At 69.1% G+C, this 18780-nt stretch carries 13 protein-coding genes; 6 read left to right on the top strand and 7 right to left on the bottom strand.

Translation table 11 applies throughout. From position 1 onward, the window contains the following. Window positions 1-26 precede the first annotated feature (26 nt). Window positions 27-677 carry an OmpA family protein gene (locus ASG27_RS02730; protein ID WP_056411136.1) on the bottom strand — a complete coding sequence of 217 codons (651 nt, stop codon included), beginning with the start codon at window positions 675-677 and terminating at the stop codon, window positions 27-29. A 326-nt stretch (window positions 678-1003) separates the two neighbouring features. Here ASG27_RS02730 and mltA point away from each other — a divergent pair, with 326 nt between their 5' ends. Further along, window positions 1004-2236, top strand: a complete 1233-nt coding sequence (mltA, locus tag ASG27_RS02725) for an MltA domain-containing protein (protein WP_200912379.1) — start codon at window positions 1004-1006, stop codon at window positions 2234-2236. A gap of 69 nt (window positions 2237-2305) precedes the next feature. After that, window positions 2306-4267, top strand: coding sequence for a DUF3482 domain-containing protein (locus ASG27_RS02720; RefSeq protein ID WP_268753251.1), 1962 nt, complete (start codon window positions 2306-2308; stop codon window positions 4265-4267). 80 nt (window positions 4268-4347) lie between these two features. Here the strand turns inward: ASG27_RS02720 and ASG27_RS02715 are convergent, their stop codons facing one another. From ASG27_RS02715 to ASG27_RS02690, 6 genes are all read right to left on the bottom strand, one after another. Beyond that, window positions 4348-4881, bottom strand: coding sequence for a hypothetical protein (locus ASG27_RS02715; RefSeq protein ID WP_056411129.1), 534 nt, complete (start codon window positions 4879-4881; stop codon window positions 4348-4350). Further along, the gene (locus ASG27_RS02710; protein WP_056411127.1) at window positions 4878-5342 is read right to left on the bottom strand and encodes a bifunctional diaminohydroxyphosphoribosylaminopyrimidine deaminase/5-amino-6-(5-phosphoribosylamino)uracil reductase RibD; all 465 of its coding nucleotides are present in this window, start codon (window positions 5340-5342) and stop codon (window positions 4878-4880) included. The genes ASG27_RS02715 and ASG27_RS02710 overlap by 4 nt, the downstream gene beginning before the upstream one ends. 100 nt (window positions 5343-5442) lie before the next feature. Further along, window positions 5443-7209 (bottom strand): MFS transporter, encoded by a 1767-nt coding sequence (locus ASG27_RS02705; protein WP_056411625.1) that lies wholly within the window; start codon window positions 7207-7209, stop codon window positions 5443-5445. A 94-nt stretch (window positions 7210-7303) separates the two neighbouring features. Further along, a complete protein-coding gene (locus ASG27_RS02700; protein ID WP_056411125.1) occupies window positions 7304-8824 on the bottom strand; it encodes a DUF3999 domain-containing protein in 1521 nt (506 codons plus the stop codon). Then, complete coding sequence (locus tag ASG27_RS02695) at window positions 8821-11859, bottom strand: DUF2339 domain-containing protein (protein WP_056411124.1); 3039 nt, start codon at window positions 11857-11859, stop codon at window positions 8821-8823. Before ASG27_RS02695 ends, ASG27_RS02700 begins: the two co-directional genes overlap by 4 nt. Window positions 11860-12251: 392 nt before the next feature. Further along, a complete protein-coding gene (locus ASG27_RS02690) occupies window positions 12252-12734 on the bottom strand; it encodes an Lrp/AsnC family transcriptional regulator (protein WP_056411122.1) in 483 nt (160 codons plus the stop codon). A 168-nt stretch (window positions 12735-12902) separates the two neighbouring features. Between ASG27_RS02690 and ASG27_RS02685 the strand changes: the two genes are divergently transcribed. The 4 genes from ASG27_RS02685 (at window position 12903) to ASG27_RS25690 (ending at window position 18780) form a co-directional block, all read left to right on the top strand. Then, complete coding sequence (locus ASG27_RS02685; RefSeq protein ID WP_056411120.1) at window positions 12903-16472, top strand: indolepyruvate ferredoxin oxidoreductase family protein; 3570 nt, start codon at window positions 12903-12905, stop codon at window positions 16470-16472. 329 nt (window positions 16473-16801) lie between these two features. Beyond that, window positions 16802-17398, top strand: coding sequence for a hypothetical protein (locus tag ASG27_RS02680; protein WP_156371485.1), 597 nt, complete (start codon window positions 16802-16804; stop codon window positions 17396-17398). A 33-nt stretch (window positions 17399-17431) separates the two neighbouring features. After that, entirely contained in the window at window positions 17432-17890 is a 459-nt protein-coding gene (locus ASG27_RS25695) for a hypothetical protein (protein ID WP_235503875.1), read from the top strand. 299 nt (window positions 17891-18189) lie between these two features. After that, complete coding sequence (locus tag ASG27_RS25690) at window positions 18190-18780, top strand: hypothetical protein (protein ID WP_082485718.1); 591 nt, start codon at window positions 18190-18192, stop codon at window positions 18778-18780.

The following is an 18780-nucleotide window of genomic DNA, read 5'->3' as shown; positions in this document are numbered from 1 at the left end:
GCGCCTGGGGCTGTCAGCCCCGAGGATCAACCGCGGGGGCGTTCGCCCACGAAGATCTCGACGCGCCGGTTGCGGGCGCGGCCGTCAGCCGAGTCGTTGTTGGCGATGGGGTAACGCTCGCCCATACCGTCGATGGCGATGCGGCGGCCGTCCACGCCCCGCGCAGCCAGATAGCTGCGCGTGCTGGCGGCGCGGTCCACCGACAGCGGGTTGTTGATGGCATCGCTGCCGGTGTTGTCCGTGTGGCCCACGATGCGCACGTCCGTGTTGGGGTTGTTGCGCAGCCCGGCGGCGAACTGGTCGAGCACCGGCGCGAAGTTGGGCTGGATGTCCGAGCGGCCCACCGCGAACGAAATGTCGCTCGGGATGTTGAGCATGAGCTGGTTGTCGGCGGTCTGGGTCACGGCGATGCCGGTGCCCTGGGTCGCACGCTCCATCTCGCGCTTTTGCCGCTCCATGTTCTGCGACCAGATGTAGGTGCCCAGGGCGCCCACGCCCGCGCCCACCACGGCGCCGGTACCGGCATTGCCACCGGTGGCCGAGCCGATCACGGCGCCGGCCAGTGCCCCCACGCCAGCGCCCGTGGCGGTGCGGCGTTGGGTATCGTCCATGTTGGCGCAGCCGGTGGCCAGGATGACGACGGCGGCGGTGGCGCCCCAAAGAATGTTTCTGCGCATGTGTGTGCTCCTTGAATGATCAACGGGAGCTGGGCGCTGCGGGAGTTCCGGTCGCGGGCTGCAGCCTGTTTTTGGCGGCAGCCTCGGTAGCGCCCAGCTGATCCGCCATCTTGGTGTGGCATGCCCAGCCACGCCATCGGCACAGGGGCCCCTTGGTTGTAGGACTGCGTCGCCTGGCTCCCGGGAGCTGGTCAAGCGCAGAAGGTCAGGAAGAACCGGGCGGCGGCGCAGGAGGCTTGGGGCCGGGCGCCTCAGGCGGTGCAGGTGCAGGTGCAGGCGTGTCCTGGCTGGGCGGCTTGAGCTCACCCCCCTTGCGCCCCGAAAACATCGTCCACCACACAATCGCCCCCAGCAGCACCAGCGCAAGCAGCGCTTCAAGCAAAATCAGCCCCATGACATTGACACTCCTGCGCCTTGTATCGACGGCGCTGATTGTAGGAACGCTGGTGGCCTGCTCCAGCCCTCCGCCTGCAAGCCCCTCCCGCACCCCGGCCATCCCGGCGCCCTTTCCGTCCCTGCCGCCTGGCGCGGTGGTGCTGCCGGGCGACACCGGCCCGTTGCCTGCGCCGATGGCCCAGCCCAAGAGCCGCTGGGTGCCCGTGCGCTGGGCCGAGCTGCCGGGCTTTACCGAGGACGCGCTGCACGAGGCCTGGAACGCCTGGATCAAGAGCTGCGAACGGCCCGCGCCGCCCTTCACCGCGCTGTGCAGCGACGTGCGCCAGCTGAGCATCGCCACCGCCGAAGAGCAGCGCGCCTGGCTCATCGCGCGGCTGCAGCCCTACCGCGTGGAGGCGACCGACGGCAACCCCGACGGCCTGCTCACGGCCTACTACGAGCCCATGATGGACGGCGCGCGCCAGCCGGGCAACGGCTTCAACGTGCCCATCTACCGCACGCCCGCCGGGCTGGGCGCGCGCAAGCCCTGGTACACCCGCCAGCAGATCGAGTCGATGCCCGAGGCACAGGCCGCGCTGGCCGGCCGGGCCATCGCCTGGCTGCGCGACCCGGTCGAATCGATGGTGCTGCACATCCAGGGCTCGGGCCGCTTGCGCATCACCGAGGCCGACGGGTCGGTGTCGCTGGTGCGCGTGGCCTACGCGGGCACGAACGACCAGCCCTACCAGAGCATCGGCCGCTGGCTGCTGGACCAGGGCTACACGCGCGACGCGACCTGGCCCGGCATCCGCGCCTGGCTGGCGGCCAACCCGCAGCGCACCAACGAGTTGATGTGGACCAACCCGCGGTACGTGTTCTTCCGCGAGGAGCCCTTGAACCCGCTGGACGCGGGCTTCGGCCCGCGCGGCGCGCAGGGCGTGCCGCTCACGCCCGGCCGCTCCATCGCCGTGGACCGCCAGAGCATCCCGTACGGCACGCCGGTGTGGCTGGCCTCCAGCGGCCCCCAGGTGCAGCTCAACCGCATGGTGATGGCGCAGGACACCGGCAGCGCGATCCTGGGCGCGGTGCGGGCCGACTTCTTCACGGGCTGGGGCCCGGAGGCCGGGGACATTGCCGGGCGCCTGAAGCAGAACCTGCGGCTGTGGGCGCTGTGGCCCAAATAATGGTCAAAAATGCCTTTACCGCTTGTATGACAAGCGCTAACAGCTATTAAAACAGGAGCATCCGTGCGCGTGACCCTGCCCCAGCTGCGGACCGTGCTGCTCGCCCAGTCCATCGAGCAGGTGGATGCCGGGCGCACCCTGGTCAGCCAGGCCGACTGGGACGAGGCCACGCGCACGGCCGTGGCAGCCGCCCGCCAGCGCGGTGCGCAGCGCGTGGGTGCGGGCGACGTGGTGCTGGAGCGTGCCGACACCGTCGCCCGGCGCGCCAGCGGCCGGGACACCACCGTCGCCGCCCTGCACGAGCCCGGTGCCGCCTGGCGCTGGCTGGCGCGCGGCCTGCCGCTGCTGGCCCTGGCGATGGGCCTGGCCATCGACCGCATCGCCAACGCCCACCGGGTGGACCTGCTGTCGCCACCGCTGCTGATCGTGCTGGCCTGGAACCTGTGCGTGTACCTGCTGATGGCCTGGCGCGCCTGGCGCCCGCCGGCCACGGGGCTGCCGCTGCTGCAGGGCCTGCGGCACCTCACCCGCCGCCTGGGCACCGGCCGGGGGCGCGGGCTGGCGGCGCGCATCGCGGCGGACTTCCATGCACGGTGGTGGGCCCACACGGCCGACCTGCAGGTGCAGCGCGCGGCCCGCGTGCTGCACCTGTGCGCGGCGGCCTGGGGCGCGGGCATCGCGCTGTCGCTGCTGCTGCGCGGGCTGGTGGTGCGCTACCAGTTCGGGTGGGAGAGCACCTTCCTCGACGCCGCGCAGGTGCACGCCATCGTGTCGGTGCTGTTCTGGCCGCTGGCCGTGCTGTTCGGCACGGCCCCCTTCACGCTGCAGGAGATCGCGGCCACGCAGAACTTTGCCGGCGAGGGCGCGGGCGGCAGCCGCTGGGTGTGGATGTACGTGGGCCTGCTGGCGCTGGTGGTGGTGCTGCCGCGCCTGGCGCTGGCGGCCTGGGCGCGCTGGCGCGAGGCCCGCTGGCAAGCCCGCATCGACCCGGGCGATGCCGCATTCGACGCGCTGCGCGCCGCCCTGCCAGGCGACCTGCTGATCGGCCTGCACGGGCCGTTGGCGGACGTGCTGCACAACGCCGCGGTGCAGACCCCGCAGGGCGACCGCCTGCAGTTCGGCGATGCCCGCCAGCCGGTGGACGCCGTGCTGGCATGGACCACCGACGCCCCACCGCCCGCCTGGCAGGGCGCGCCCCTGATGGCACTGCGGTGGGAAGACTTTGGCGCCAGCTGGGTGCTGGAGCCCGCACTGTTTGACCGGCTAACCGTGGCGCTGCCCGCGCATCAACACGCCCTGGGCCGCCTGCGCGCAGCCTGGGTGGAGCGCAACGAGCTGCGCTTTCACCAGTCGCTGCAAGCCCTGGCCCGGCACCTGCGCGAGGTGGCGCAACCCGCACCCAGCGGTGAGACGGGCGACGCCAACGCCCAGTCCGCGCGCTACGCCCAGCAGGTGCAGACGCTGGACGCCGCGCTGCGCACGCTGCACGGCCAGCCACCTGCGCCCTTGCTGCACGAATCCAACGCGCTGCTGCCCGCCATGCGCCGTACCAGCACCGCCGCCCTGGCCGTGGGCACATCCGCCGGCGCCGCAGCGGGCGCGGCGGCAGGCGCCAAGGCCGGTGCGCTGATCGACATCGGCACCGGCGGCCTGACGCTGGGCGCGGGCACCGCCCTGGGCGCGCTGCTGGGCGGCACCACCGCCTGGGTGCTGCGGTCCCTGCAGAAGAGGGACGATGGGGACGCGCTGCTGCGCCACGCGGTGGAGGCGGCCTGCACGCACTACCTCGTCATCGCGCACCTGGAGCGGGTGCCACCGGCCGATGCCGCCCGGCTGGCCGAGCGCTGGCGCGCCGAGGTCACCGGCACGGTGGCTGCGCACGGCGATGCGTTGGCCGCGGCGCTGCGACGCACGGGGCCGGGGGATGACGCGATCCAAGCGGTGCAGGCGCTGCTGCACACCATGCTGACCGGGATACTGCGGCGCAGCTTTGCGGCTGCGGCCACGGCAGCACCGGCCGACGCGGCCTGAAATCCAAGCCTTTTGGGCCGCTACCGCTGGATAGGCAAGCGCCAGCAGCTATTAATTCAATAGCAAACCAACCGCAAGCCTCACGGGCATGGCGTCCTGGCCGCCTCGGTCTCCACGCGCGGTGCCGCCACGGCCGGCGGCTCGGGCGGCTTGGCGGGCGGCACGCTCACGGTGCGCAGCCGGTCACCGTCGATGCGGTATTCGTACTCGCGGGTGGAGCCGATCATGTCCGTCTTGAAGGTGCTGCTGGCCATGGTGGCCGCATACACCTGGGGCCGCACGACCTGGTAGCGGTACGCGGTGGTGGAGCTGCCGGTGGAGGTCTTGCAGGTGGACTCGAACAGGGTCTGCTTGAACTGCAGGGTGCAGCGGCCCGAGGTGTCCTCGGCCTGGGTGCCGTCCTGCACGTACAGCACGATCTTGGTGGCACGCCAGCAGCCGAGCAGGCCGGCGGCGCTGGGGGCGCTCTCCGAACTGGCGGCACTTGCAGCACTTGCAGCGCTCACGGCCTGGGGCGCTTGAAGCGCTTGAGGCACTTGAGGCGCTTGGACGGCATGCGCGCACGATGCGGCACCGACCAGGCACACCAGCAGGCTGGGCGTGAAGCGCGTCATGCGGCGCTCCCCGGGGTGGCGGCATTGGCGCTGAGCGCCAGGTACGCACCCATGTCGTCCACGGCGCTGCGCTCCAGCACGCCGACCGACACCTCCACACCAGCGGCCGTCAGGATCTCGATGCCTGCGCCGGCGTTGCGCGGGTCGGGGTCGAGCATGGCCACCACCACCCGCTGAATGCCGCGCGCCACCAGCGCCTTCGCGCACGACGGCGTGCGGCCATGGAACGAGCACGGCTCCAGCGTGACGTAGGCGGTCACGCCGGCCAGATCGCCGGGCCACTGGGCCAGCGCCATGGCCTCGGCGTGGTGCTGGCCGGGCGGCTGGGTGAACCCGCTCGCCATCACCGCCCCGTCCTTCACGAACACGCAGCCCACGGGCGGGTTCGGCAGGCAGGCTGGCAGGGCTTTGCGGCCCTCGGCCAGGGCAAGGCGCATGAAATCTTCGTCGGATGCGGACATTGTCGAAAGCGTTGGACAAGGAAGGCGGGCCCGCATGCCGGGGCCGCACCGCTCAGGGTGGGTATTGTGAGTCAGCCGCGGTTCGGGCCTTGCCGAGCCGTCATGACTCGACCGCCCACCGCGTCACCCGCGGCGGTGCGTCGCCCACATGGAACGCGAGCTTGCGGTCGCGCAGCGCCACGTCGGACGCCGTCACGCGGTCGAAGCGCCGCAGGTGTTCCGTCCACGACTCGTCCTCGATGCGCTCCACATAGCGCGCGGGCTGGCTGATGTCGTGCAGCAGCTGCCAGGCCAGCGCGCCCTGGCGCAGGCGGCTGCGGCGGCTCTCTTGCATCACCGCGCGGAATTCGGTGGCACGCGTGGGGTCGATGAAGTATTCGATGGTGACCACCACATGCCCGGTACTGGGCGGCGCATCGGCCACCGGGGCCTTGAAGGCACGGGAGGGGCTCAGGTCCTCCTCCATGCTGCGGTCGGCCACCAGGCGCTGCACCAGCAGCATGGCCACCACGCCGGTGCCCGCGGCAATGCCCAGGCTCACGTGCACGTCGCTGAGGGTGGCCACCTGGCCCCACACCGCGGCCCCGAGGGCGGTGGAGCCCATGATGGCCATCTGGTAGATCGACATGCCGCGTGCGCGCACCCAGTTGGGCAGTGCGAGCTGGGCCGATACGCTCAACGAATTGGCCGTGGTGATCCACGCCATGCCGGCCACGAACATCGCGGGCACGGCCACGTACACATTGGGCGCCACGGCCATCACGCCCGTGGCCACGGCCTGCAGGGCCGTGCCCCGGATCACCAGCACATCGCGCGCCATGGCCTGGCGCAGGCGCGGCAAGAACATGGCGGCGGTGATGGCCCCCGCGCCCATGCTGGCCAGCAGCAGCGTGAAGGTGCCCGCACCGCCGCCCTCCAGGCCCCGGGCCAGCAGCGGCAGCAGGGCCAGCAGCGCGGTGGCGTGCAAGAAGAAGATGGAGATGCGCCACAGCACGGCGCGCATGCGCGGCGACTGGCGCACGAACTGCAGCCCCACGCGCATGGCGCTGGGCAGCCTTTCGCGGCCCAGCGGGCTGGGCACGTGGGTGCGCTTCCAGCGCATGATGACCAGGCCCGAGATGACCGACAGCACGGCGTTGAGCACGAACACCCAGGCGCTGCCCGCGCTGGCGATGATGGCGCCGGCCAAGAGCGGCCCGATGATGCGCGATGCGTTCATCGCCACGCCGTTGAGGGCCAGCGCGGCGGGCAGCTGCGGGCGGCTGACCAGTTCGGGCACGATGGCCGCGAACACCGGCCAGCGCATGGCCAGGCCGATGCCGTTGGCAAAGGTGAGCATCAGCAGCAGCGGCGCCGTCATGCCGCCGGCCATGACGAACACGCACAGCACCAGCGCCACGGCCGCCACCCAGAACTGCGTGGCGATGAAGTAGCGCCGCCGGTCCAGGATGTCGGCCAACGCGCCGCTGGGCAGGCCCAGCAGGAACACGGGCAGGGTGGAGGCCGACTGCACCAGCGCCACGAGGATGGGCGAGGTGGTGAGCGTGGTCATGAGCCAGGCGGCCGCCACGTCGTTCATCCACATGCAGGTGTTGGCCGCCACCCAGGTGAGCCACAGCATGCGAAACACCGGCACGGACAGCGGCGCCAGGGGCGACAGCGAGGCCGCCTGGCTCAGCTGCGCGGCGGCGCTCTGGTCGAGCTGGGCGGCAACGGATTCTTCGGTGCCCTGCGCGGCCGCGGCGCGGTCTGCGGCGGCCGCGTCGTCGGTCGGCCCGCGCGCTGCGGCATCGGCAGCGGGGGTCAGGTCAGGAGCGGGGGTGGGCGCAGTGCTGCGCGTGCTTTCGTGGGACGGCAAAGGTGGCATGTCCTGCCATTGTGCGACGGTTGGCGCGGCCATGGTGCGTGCGGCGCCGAATAGCCACCTTGGCAGAGCGCCGCACGGTCACCACACGGCACGGTCACACCGCATCGCGCGGTGAATCCGGCGCACTGCTCGCGGGCTCCATCGCCGGTTGGCTCGCCGGTTTGGTCTGCCGCATCAGCAGCCAAGCCATGAGCCCCAGCGCGCCGACGCCGGCCAGCAGCACACCCCAAAGCACCCAGCTGCGCGTGGACAGCCCGTCGCTGGCAGCGGCGGCGGCCACCAGCGGGCCGTCCGCGGGCTTGCCGCCGGTGATGTCGGCCCGGGCCACATCGGCCAGCGCCGCGGGCAGGGTGTTCTCCTGCTGGGGCTGGTAGCCCGGCACCAGGCTGGCCAGGGGCAGGAAGGCGCTTGCTGCCGCACCGGCGCCGGGCAAGCCGGCCGCCAGGGTGAAGGGGCCCTGCCCGCTGGCCAGGAACACCAGCTGGGCCGGCTCGAACTGCAGCGCGATGTCGGGCGCGGCGGCAAAGCCGGCCGATTTGGCGTCGGCCTCGATCTTGACCTCGCGCACCGAAGCGCCGCCCAGCTCGACCGGGGCGTTGGTCTGCTCCTTGCCGCCCGTGGACATGCGGTAGACCGTGGCGCTGGCCAGGTGCGCCCAGGGCCGCTCGCGGTCGTTGCGGCCCAGCACGCGCACCGGCACCAGCACGTTGCTGCCCTGCGGCGTGATCTTGAGCGCAGCGACCGGTGTGGCGAACGGCAGGGCGAACACCAGCTCGCGCAGGTTGTTGCCCAGCGGCGGCACGGCCATGCTGGCGCTGACGCGCTCGCGCGGGCCCGCGCCGCGCGAGGTGACCAGCGTCGCACCGCGGAATGTCACGGCGGCATCGCCCCAGGTCACGCGCAGGTAGTGGTCCTTGAGGTCGGCCCGTTGCAGGTCGATGTGCTCGCTGCCCAGGCGGCCCGGTGCTGCTGGGGATGGGGTCGTGCCCGCCGCGTCGGCGCGGTACAGCACCGTCTCGGCCAGCGGCCGCCAGTTCTTCAGGTCCCGGCTGGCCTGCACCGTGAAGGTCACCGGCTGGCCGGCGGGCAGATCGGCGTCCAGCGCCATGCGCGCCACGGGCAGTGGGACGCTGCGTGCGTCCAGCAGCGCACCGCGCACGGATTGCGCGCCGACAGGGGCGGCTGTTCCCGCCGTGTCGATCTGCACCACGCGCCGGCCCTGCTGCTCCTCGATGCGCAGCGACAGGCCTTCCAGCCCGGCCTGCCCTGGCATGCCGGGCCCGCCCAGGATGGGATAGGCCGGCAGCACCACCGATTCCTCCGGCGCACTGGCGGCCGCCACGCCGGCCAGCGCCATGGGCACCGGCTGGCCTGCGCCGTTGAAGAGGCGCACGTCGGCATAGCCTGGGCTCTGCAGGCGCACCAGCACCTCGGCGGGTAGCAACACGCGCTGCAGCGGCGCATCGGCCGCCAGCGTGACAGGGATGCGGATGGCGTAGGCGGCCGGGCTGTTGGCATCGGCCGCCGCCTGGACACCCCCGGCGGCCAGGGACAGGGCGGCAGCAGCCAGCCATGCGGCTACGGGCAGCGGCAGGTGGTGACGGGGAGACTTCATGACAGTGATTCCTCTTGCGCCGGGGCCACAGGTGCCGCAGGCGCGACCGGCGAGACCGGCGAGACCGGCGGAGCATCGGGCGCCGCACGGGGCGCGGCCTTGGGTGGCAGCGGCGCGAAGTAGCCCACCACCAGCATCAGCACACCCACCGCGATGAAGGCAATGATGCGTTCGGCACCACCGGCGTTGGACAGGTCGATCAGCAGCAGCTTGACCACCACCAGCCCCAGCAGGCCTGCGCCCACCAGCCACAGCGGCCGCTGCGCGCGGCGGTGCGCCAGCACCATCATGCTGAGCGCCAGCAGTGTCCACAGGATGGCGTAGCCGGTCTGCACGACGAAGCTGTCGAACAGCGCCGAGGCATCCCAGCGCACGCCGAAGAAGTGGTGGGCCACGCGCAGCCACACCGTGTTGATCGCGATGAACACCAGCAGCGCCAGCGCCACCAGCGCATGGCGGCCGACGACCCAGCCCGCGTGGGCGGGCTGCGGCAGTGCCGACACCAGCACCCGCCGCCAGAACACCAGGCCGCCCAGCGCGAGCGCCAGGGTCAGGTCCGTGGGGTTGAGCAGCGGGATGTAGGGCAGTGGCGCGGTGTGGCCCGACGAATGCACCGCGGCCAGCAGCGAGCCCCAGAACACCAGCACCGCCAGCGGCAGCGCTGCCAGCCAGTAGTAGGCCTCGGCATGCGGGTTCAGCGGCCAGGGCAGCGCTGCGCGTGCCGCAGGCCGGTTGCCGCGGCCGGCCCACAGCGCCAGCGCCATCAGCACCGCAATGGCGCTGACCAGCATGACCACGCCAGCCCACGAGGTGCGCCACAGCTCGGCCTTGCCGATGCCGGACCACAGGCAGTCGGCCAGCAGAAAGGTCACCAGCCACGCCGTGGCGGCATGGAACCAGCCGAAGGCCGAGGCACCCGTTGCGGCTGCAACCGCGGCTGCGGGCCTGCCGTCCCCAGCAGCCGCTGCCTGCAGGCGGTCGGTCTGCCGCAGCATCCACCCATGCAGCGCCAGCGCCACCGGCCACACGGCCCAGGCGGGCGTAGCCAGCACGCGGTAGCCGTCGCCCACCTGCGCGACAAAACCCAGCGCCAGCACGGCGATGGTGCCGCGCGCCGGCCAGGTGGCCACGGGCCAGCGCGTGCGCAGGCCCAGCACCATCGACAGCGCGGCGCTGAGCACGATGGCCAGCATGGCCAGCAGTTCGATGATGCGTTCGGAGAACACCGGCACGGGCCACTGGCCCGCCTCCAGGCCGGGCACGCGCCGCGTGATCTCAAGCAGCCAGGCCAGGCACCAGAAGGCAAAGCCGTAGAGGTAGGCGGGGCTGGACAGCCGCGCTTCCACACCCGCATAGCCCTTGGCCCAGGTCGAGCCGCTGTGCGGCAGCGGCTTGCGCAGCCACCAGGCCAGCAGCAGCGCCGGCAGCGCGATCAGCAAGGCACCCAGGAACGCCGGGTTGACCAGCGCGAGGCGCGAGACGCTGGAGACGCCGTCCATGAAGGCCAGCATCGCCACGCCCTGCAGCACCAGGCCGAAAGCGCGCGGCATCCAGCGGGCCTGGCGCATGCCGACCCAGAAGGCGCCAGCGCCCTCCAGCGCCCACACCGCCGACGTCCATTGCGCGTCCAGCGCCAGCGGCACGGCCAGCGTGGCAAAGCCCACGCCGATGGCGATGAAGCATTCGATCAGCAGGCGGTAGCTGCCCTGCGCGCGGCGCACCAGCACCATGGCGGCCAGCAGGTACAGCGCGGCGAAGGCCAGCGCCGAGAAAGCGGTGCCCAGCTCGAACGGTTGCGCCAGCCCGGCCTGCAGGCCAAAGCCCACCAGCGGTGTGCCGAACACCAGCATGGTGTCGACCGCGTTGCCCAGCCTGGTCGGCGTGTTGCGGGCGTACAGGATGGCCGCGAACAGGTAGATGAGTACGAAGACCGCGAGGAAGGGCTGGGTGCTGGCGTACTGGTCGGGCACGTACTTGAGCACGCCCCAGGCCGAGGCCACGCCGAAGGTCGCCACGAAGCCCACCACGTTCAGCACGCGCCACGAGCGCTTGTAGGCGATGAACAGAATGGCCAGGTTGAGCAGGGTGTAGTAGCTGAACAGGCCGACGTGGCTGCCTTGGCCCGTGGACAGCAGGATGGGCGCCGCGAAGCCACCGGCGAACGCCGCCACCGCGAGCGAGCGCGAGTCCTGCAGCAGCGCCAGCGCGCAGCTGGTGGCGCAGACCGCGATCATCAGCGCGAAGGCCAGCGTGGGCGGCAGCAGCCCGTAGAGCCGGAACGCCGCGAACACGGTGAGGTACATCACCGCCACGCCGCCGCCCTGCAGGGCCAGCGCGAACGCGGGCTTGTCGGTGCGCTTGCGGAAACCGACCACCAGCAGCGCGATGGCCACGCCGGCAATCGCGGCCAGGCGGAATTCGACCGGGAACAGGCCTGCCGAGGCTGCGTACCGCGCCAGGAAGGACAGGCCGATGAACAGTATCACCAGCCCGACGCGCACGATGGTGTTGCCGCCGAGGAACCAGTTCTTTGCGGCCAGCACGGCCAGCTCGATCGGGTTGGGCTGGGCGGGCGGCGCGGGAGGACGGGGGCGGGTGGCGGCAGGCGAAGGGGGCTGCGCGAGCGGCGGCGGATTGGCGGGCAGGCCTTGCGGCGTGAGACCGCCCCTGCGGGGCGCGTCGTCCACCTCCAGCAGTTCGTCGTCCGCAGTGGGCGCGGCCGCGACCGGGACGGGGATTTGCGACGGAACAGGCGCGGGGACCGGCACCCTTGCCGTGGCAGCAGGCGCCCGCTCCAGCTCAGCGATAGCCGATGCCGCCGATGCCGCCGATGTGGCTGGCGGCGCAAGGCTGGTCACGGGCTTTGCGGCGTGCGCCTGCAGCTCGCTGCGGATCGCAGCGCGGATGGCCCAGCGCAGCGACAACCCGGCAAAAAAGCCCAGGATGCCGCCGATGTACGGCCCCAGCTCACCGTAGCCGTAGCCCGGCAGCACGGAGCCCAGCACCGCGCCCCAAAAAACGCCCCAGAAAATCATGCCGACCCCTCCCTCGTTGGCGCCCCGGTCGACAGGCTGGCGGCCTGTGCTCGAAGGGAGCCGTAGTTATTGATTGATGGACCCACCAGGAAAACCCGCCGTCACTGCGGTGCCACGGCCCCGCGCCCCCGGCCGTGGGCACGGGGCAGGCCGCTGGCTGGGCGTGGTGGTGGATGCAGCGCGCACGAAGCCTGGCTGGCTCCGCGATGGTTCAGCAGGCTTATACAGCACACCATGCTGCGGGAGGGCGCCTTAACGCCTTGTTACGTGGGCGGTACCGGCGGCGCGCGTGGCCGGAGCGCTGCCGCAGCGGCAGCACGCCTGTGCGGGTTCAAAACTGCCCCTACCGCCTGTCTGGCAAGCGGCAGCAGCTACCAAATACATAGCAAACGTCATTTGGCACGCGCCAGGTGCGTGAGCGGCAGCGCACTGCTGGCCTTGACCTCGCCCAGCGAGAAGCTGGTGTGCATGTCTTTCACGTTGGGCAGGTTGAGCAGCACCTCGCGCGCGAACTGCGAAAAGCTGTCCAGGTCGCGCGCCACCACCTGCAACTCGAACGTGCCGGTGCCGCTGATGTAGTGGCAGGCGACCACCTCGGGGATGCGCGCGATGGCCGCCTCCATCTCGCGCGTCAGGTTGCCGGTGCTGCGGTCGGCATCGAGCCGCACGAAGGCCAGCACCCCCAGGCCGATCTTGTGCCGGTCGATCTCGGCGCGGTAGCCCTTGATGAAGCCCTGCTCCTCCAGCGCCCGCACCCGGCGCCAGCACGGAGCCGCCGACAAGCCCACGCGCTGGGCCAGTTCGGCGTTGGTCAGCCGGGCATCGACCTGCAGCTCGTTCAGGATGGCGATGTCGAATTTATCAAAATTGTTCATATCAGCGCGATTTTAAGAAAGATCCTTTCCAAATCAAGGGTAAACCTAGCATGAAAACGAAAGGACATATCCCTTCGGAGTGCATAAACTGTGCTTCAAACCGTTGAAACTCCCTCTGCGCTGCCCACAAGGCGGTGACAGCAGGCCGTCACCCCACAGGAACTACCCATGAACGCCCCGTTGCCCGAACACATTCGCAAGGCCCTGGAAACCGTCACGCTCGATGACAAATATTCTTTAGACAGTGGCCGGGCGTTCATGAGCGGGGTCCAGGCCCTCGTGCGCCTGCCCATGCTGCAGCGCCAGCGCGACGCGATGGCGGGCCTCAATACGGCGGGTTTCATCAGCGGCTACCGCGGCTCGCCGCTGGGCACGTATGACCAATCTTTGTGGGCGGCCAAAAAGCACCTGGCGGCCAACAACATCGTCTTCCAGCCCGGGGTGAACGAGGAACTCGGCGCCACGGCCGTCTGGGGCACGCAGCAGCTGGACCTGTACCCACAGTCCAAGAAGTTCGACGGCGTCTTCGGCATCTGGTACGGCAAGGGCCCGGGCGTGGACCGCTGCTCGGACGTGTTCAAGCACGCCAACATGGCGGGCACCGCCAAGCACGGCGGCGTGATCGCGATTGCGGGCGACGACCACATCAGCAAGAGCAGCACGGCCGCGCACCAGAGCGACCACATCTTCAAGGCCTGCGGCACGCCGGTGTTCTTCCCGAGCAGCGTGCAAGAGATTTTGGACATGGGCCTGCACGCCTTTGCCATGAGCCGCTTTTCGGGCGTGTGGTCGGGCATGAAGACCATCCAGGAAGTGGTGGAGTCGTCGAGCAGCATCTCGGTGGACCCGGACCGCGTGAAGATCGTGATGCCCGAGGACTTCGTGATGCCGCCCGGCGGCCTGCACATCCGCTGGCCCGACGCGCCGCTGGAGCAGGAAGCGCGCCTCATGGACTACAAGTGGTATGCGGCCCTGGCGTACATCCGCGCCAACAAGCTCAATTACAACGTGATCGAAGGCCAAAACGACCGCTTCGGCATCATCGCCAGCGGCAAGGCCTACAACGACACGCGCCAGGCCCTGGTGGACCTGGGCCTGGACGACGACACCTGCCGCCAGCTGGGCATCCGCGTGCACAAGGTCAACGTGGTCTGGCCGCTCGAAGCCACCATCACGCGCGACTTCGCCCAGGGCCTGCAGGAGATCCTGGTGGTGGAGGAAAAGCGCCAGGTCATCGAATACCAGCTGAAAGAAGAGCTGTACAACTGGCGCTCGGACGTGCGCCCCCACGTGCTGGGCAAGTTCGACGAACCTGAAGGTGATGCCACCGGCGGCGAATGGTCCATGCCCAACCCCAGCCAGAACTGGCTGCTGCGCGCCAAGGCCGACCTGACCCCGGCCATCATCGCCAAGGCGATTGCCAAGCGCCTGAAGAAGCTGGGCGTGTCGAGCGACATCATCGCGCGCATGGATGCGCGCATCGCCGTCATCGAGGCCAGCGAGCGCGCGATGACCGAGCTGAAGGTGGACACCGGCGAGCGCGCGCCCTGGTTCTGCAGCGGCTGCCCGCACAACACCAGCACCCGCGTGCCCGAAGGCTCGCGCGCCGTGGCCGGCATCGGCTGCCACTACATGGCCAACTGGATGCCCGACCGCAACACGTCGACCTTCACGCAGATGGGCGGCGAGGGCGTGACCTGGGTGGGCCAGGCGCCGTTCACCACCGACCAGCATGTGTTCGCCAACCTGGGCGACGGCACGTACTTCCACAGCGGGCTGCTGGCGATTCGCCAGAGCATCGCCGCGGGCACCAGCATCACCTACAAGGTGCTCTACAACGACGCCGTGGCCATGACCGGCGGCCAGCAGGTGGGCGAGCGGCCCGAGGGCCACTCGGTGCTGCAGATCATGAACAGCCTCAAGTCCGAAGGCGTAGCCAAGCTCATCATCGTGACCGACGAGCCGCAGAAGTACGACGGCGTGGCACTGGCCGAGGGCGTGACGGTGCACCACCGCGACGAGCTCGACACGCTGCAGCGCCAGTTCCGCGAGATCAAGGGCTGCACGGTCATCATCTACGACCAGACCTGCGCCACCGAAAAGCGCCGCCGCAGGAAGCGCGGCACCCTGGCCACGCCCGACAAGACCGTGGTCATCAACGACCTGGTGTGCGAGGGCTGCGGCGACTGCTCGACCAAGTCCAACTGCCTTTCCGTGGAGCCGGTGGAAACGGAATTCGGCCGCAAGCGCCGCATCAACCAGAGCACCTGCAACAAGGACTACTCGTGCGTCAACGGCTTTTGCCCGAGCTTCGTCACGGTGGAAGGCGGCAAGCTCAAGAAGCCCAAGAAGGAAAAGAAGGGCGACCTGTCGGCGCTGCCGTCCCTCCCTGAACCCGTGCTGCCGGTGGCCGAAACCGCCTGGGGCATCGTGGTCGGCGGCGTGGGCGGCACGGGCGTGATCACCATCGGATCGCTGCTGGGCATGGCCGCGCACCTGGACGGCAAGGGCGTCATCACGCAGGACGCAGGCGGCCTGGCGCAAAAGGGCGGCGCCACCTGGAGCCACATCCAGATCGCCAACCGGCCCGAGGCCATCTACACCACGAAGGTCGACACCGCCAAGGCCGACCTGGTGATCGGCTGCGACTCCATCGTGGCGGCGCACAAGTACACGCTGGCCGTCATGCAGCCGGGCCGCACCTTCGTGGCGCTGAACACGCACGGCACGCCCACGGCGGCCTTCGTGACCAACCCGGACTGGCAGTTCCCCGGTGCCAACTGCGACAGCGCGATTGCCGCCGCAGTCGGTGCGGGTGGCGTGGGCAGCTTCGACGCCGAGCAGGTGGCCACCCAGCTGCTGGGCGACAGCATCTACACCAACCCGCTGATGCTGGGCTACGCCTGGCAAAAGGGCCGCGTGCCTTTGAGCCTTGCATCGCTGATGCGCGCCATGGAATTGAACGGCGTGCAGGTGGACAACAACAAGGCCGCCTTCGAATGGGGCCGCCGCTGCGCGCACGACCTGGCGTCGGTGCAGGCACTGTTCCAGGCCGCGCAGGTGATCCAGTTCGTCAAGAAGCCGTCGCTGGCCGAGACCATCGCCAAGCGCGTGGACTTCCTCACCGGCTACCAGAACGCGGCCTATGCGGCCGAATACCACGCGTTCGTCGAGAAGGTCAAAGCCGCCGAGTCCCGCCTGAACATCGGCACGCGCCTGAGCGAGGCCGTGGCCCGATACCTGTTCAAGCTCATGGCGTACAAGGACGAGTACGAGGTCGCGCGCCTGCACACCGACAAAGCCTTCACGGACAAGATCGCCAACATGTTCGAAGGCGACTACAAGCTGGTGCACCACCTGGCGCCCCCGCTGACGGCCAAGAAGAACGACCGCGGCGAACTGGTCAAGCAGCCCTTCGGCCCCTGGATGCGCAGCGCCTTCGGCGTGCTGGCCAAGCTCAAGGGCCTGCGCGGCACGGCGTTCGACGTGTTCGGCAAGACCGAAGAGCGCCGCATGGAACGCGCGCTGATCGTGGAGTACCGGGCCTGCATCGAAGAACTGCTGGCGGGCCTGACGGCCGACAACCACGCCCTGGCGGTGGAAATCGCGCGCATACCCGAAGAGATCCGCGGCTACGGCCACGTGAAGGAGCGCCATCTGAAGACGGCGCGGCCGAAGTGGGATGGGTTGATGGTGCAGTGGCGCCAACCGCAGGGCGTGATGCAGCGGTCGGCCTGAGGTAGGAGCTGCAGGAGCTGCAGAGACTGGAGCTGCGGGGCTGCACGGTGGTTCGGCTCTGCGGTTGCACTGTGCAAGCTTCTGCGACCATGGATATCCGCTGATTTTTGCGGTGGGCCCCTCTGGGGCCCATCGCGCTTTGACTCCTGGGGTGCCTGGTCGGTGAGCGGCAGCACCTAGGCCCGCCCCCAGGGGAAAGTGCTTCAACAGCAGGGCCAACGCAGCAAAGAAACCAATGACATGCCGGCCCACCGCACGGGCGCCAGCGTTCGACGGTTACGCCTGTGGCCTGCTCTATAGTGCCCCTCCCATCGAAGCGGTGCCAGACCATGCCCACGACCACCTTTGCACACCGGATGTCCGCCAGCCTCGCGCTGGCGTTCGCGTTGACCGCCCCGGCCGCTGTCACCGCCGCGGAATCTGCTGCGACAGCGGCGCCTGCGTCACAACCCAACCCCTATCCGGCCATCGACCCGGCGTTCTCCAAGCCCGACGACCGAAGAATGCCGAGCCGGACCACGCTGCGGTCGTTTTTGAGCGAAATGAAAAGCCACCGGCAGTCGAACACGTTCTGCTTTGTGCAGCGGCGGCTGGATGCGCCAGATACGGCTGAGCCGGGGTTGAGCGTGTTGTCGATGATCTGGAATGAGGGGAAGTCCATCCACCTCGTCAATCTTTTGGGCCCTGGAGAGCGCTTTGAGCGCGACGATGCGCTGGATGAAGTGGCAGAGGGGCGGTCAATGGCTCACGGAACCGGCACGGTGGACCTTACGACCAGCGTGGTTCCAACTGACGAGGACGTCGGTGGCAGCACGTTTCTCGTGAGCCGCCCCTGGGTCGATCACATGTTCACTCAGTGCCGGCGTGTGGGCACCCGAGTGCGCATCCCCGCATTTCGCCCAACTGTGCCGCGCCACACCTCCTGAGAATGTAGCGAGCGACACGAAAGCATGCGGCCCATGCCCTGCACTGCATGCCTCATACACGCCATCACTGCGCTGGCTTTTGTTTTGACTGCAGGGATACCTGCGGCAATTGGCGCATCCCTTGCGGGAACAGCTTCCGCTCCGGCCGACATGCGCTATCCCGCAATCGACCCCTCGTTCTCCAAGCCCGATGCCCACCGAATGCCTGGCCGCGCCACGCTGCGCGCGTTGCTGAGCAAAATGGAGGGAACCATGCAAGCGAATACTTTCTGCTTCGTTCAGCAATCATTCAAGCCGCGCCGCCCTGATGAAAAAGGCGAGAGCGTGGTGTGGATGATCTCGCATGAGGGGATGACCATTCAGGATGTCAACACCGTCCCGCAGGGGCAACGCTATCGACCCGATCCCGCACTCGATGACGCTACAAGGGGGGCGGTCGATGGCATCCGCCACCGGCATCGTGAACCTCAAGACAGATGTCGTCCCGACTGACGATGACATCCGTGGGAGTACCTTTCTGGTCAGCCGCGCTTGGGTTGACCACAAGCTCGCCCAGTGTCGGCGGGTAGGTGCCCGAATCCGTATTTCCACACTCCGCCCGCCCGTGCCGCGCGATGCGTTTTAAGACGCTCAATCCAAGCGCCCACCATCGGCGGAAAGTGCTCTAAAAAACAGTGCAAACGACGCAAATAGATCAATGACAAGTTGACCAGCGCTTAGGCGGCCAGCATTCGATATTTCCGTGTTCGCCCGGCTCTATAGTGCCTCTCCCATCGAAGCGGTGCCAGACCATGCAGACCACCACCTTTGCATACCGGGTTTCCGCCAGCCTTGCGCTGGCGTTCGCGTTGACCGCCGCGGCCACTGCCACCGCCGCGGAACCTGCTACGGCAGCAGCACCTCCTTCGCAGCCCAACCCCTATCCGGCCATCGACCCCAAGTTCTCCAGGCCCGACCCCCGAAGAATGCCGAGCCGGACTACGCTGCGCTCCTATCTTGCAGAGGAAGAAGCCAACGGGTACCTGAACACGTTTTGCTTCGTACAACAGGCGTTCAAGGCTGAAGGTGCGGGTGACAGCGATGAAACTCTCTTATGGATGATTTGGCATGAAGGCGCCTATCTTCAACAAATCAACTCCGTAAAAGATGGGCAACGTTATCGGTCAGATCCAGCTCTGGACCCAGTGACGGCGGGACATGCGCTGGCTTATGCCAGTGGCGGGATCAATCTCAAAACAGGCGTGGTCCCGACCGACGAAGACATAGGTACCAGCACCTTTCTGGTCAGCCGCCCTTGGGTCAATCACAAGCTCGCTCAGTGTCAGCGAGTGGGTGTCCAAGTGAGAATTCCTGCATTCAAGCCTGCTAAGTCAGCGCAATAG

The organism is Acidovorax sp. Leaf191, from assembly GCF_001424425.1.
Lineage (GTDB): Bacteria > Pseudomonadota > Gammaproteobacteria > Burkholderiales > Burkholderiaceae_C > Acidovorax.
This window is presented reverse-complemented; position numbering and strand designations above follow the sequence as displayed.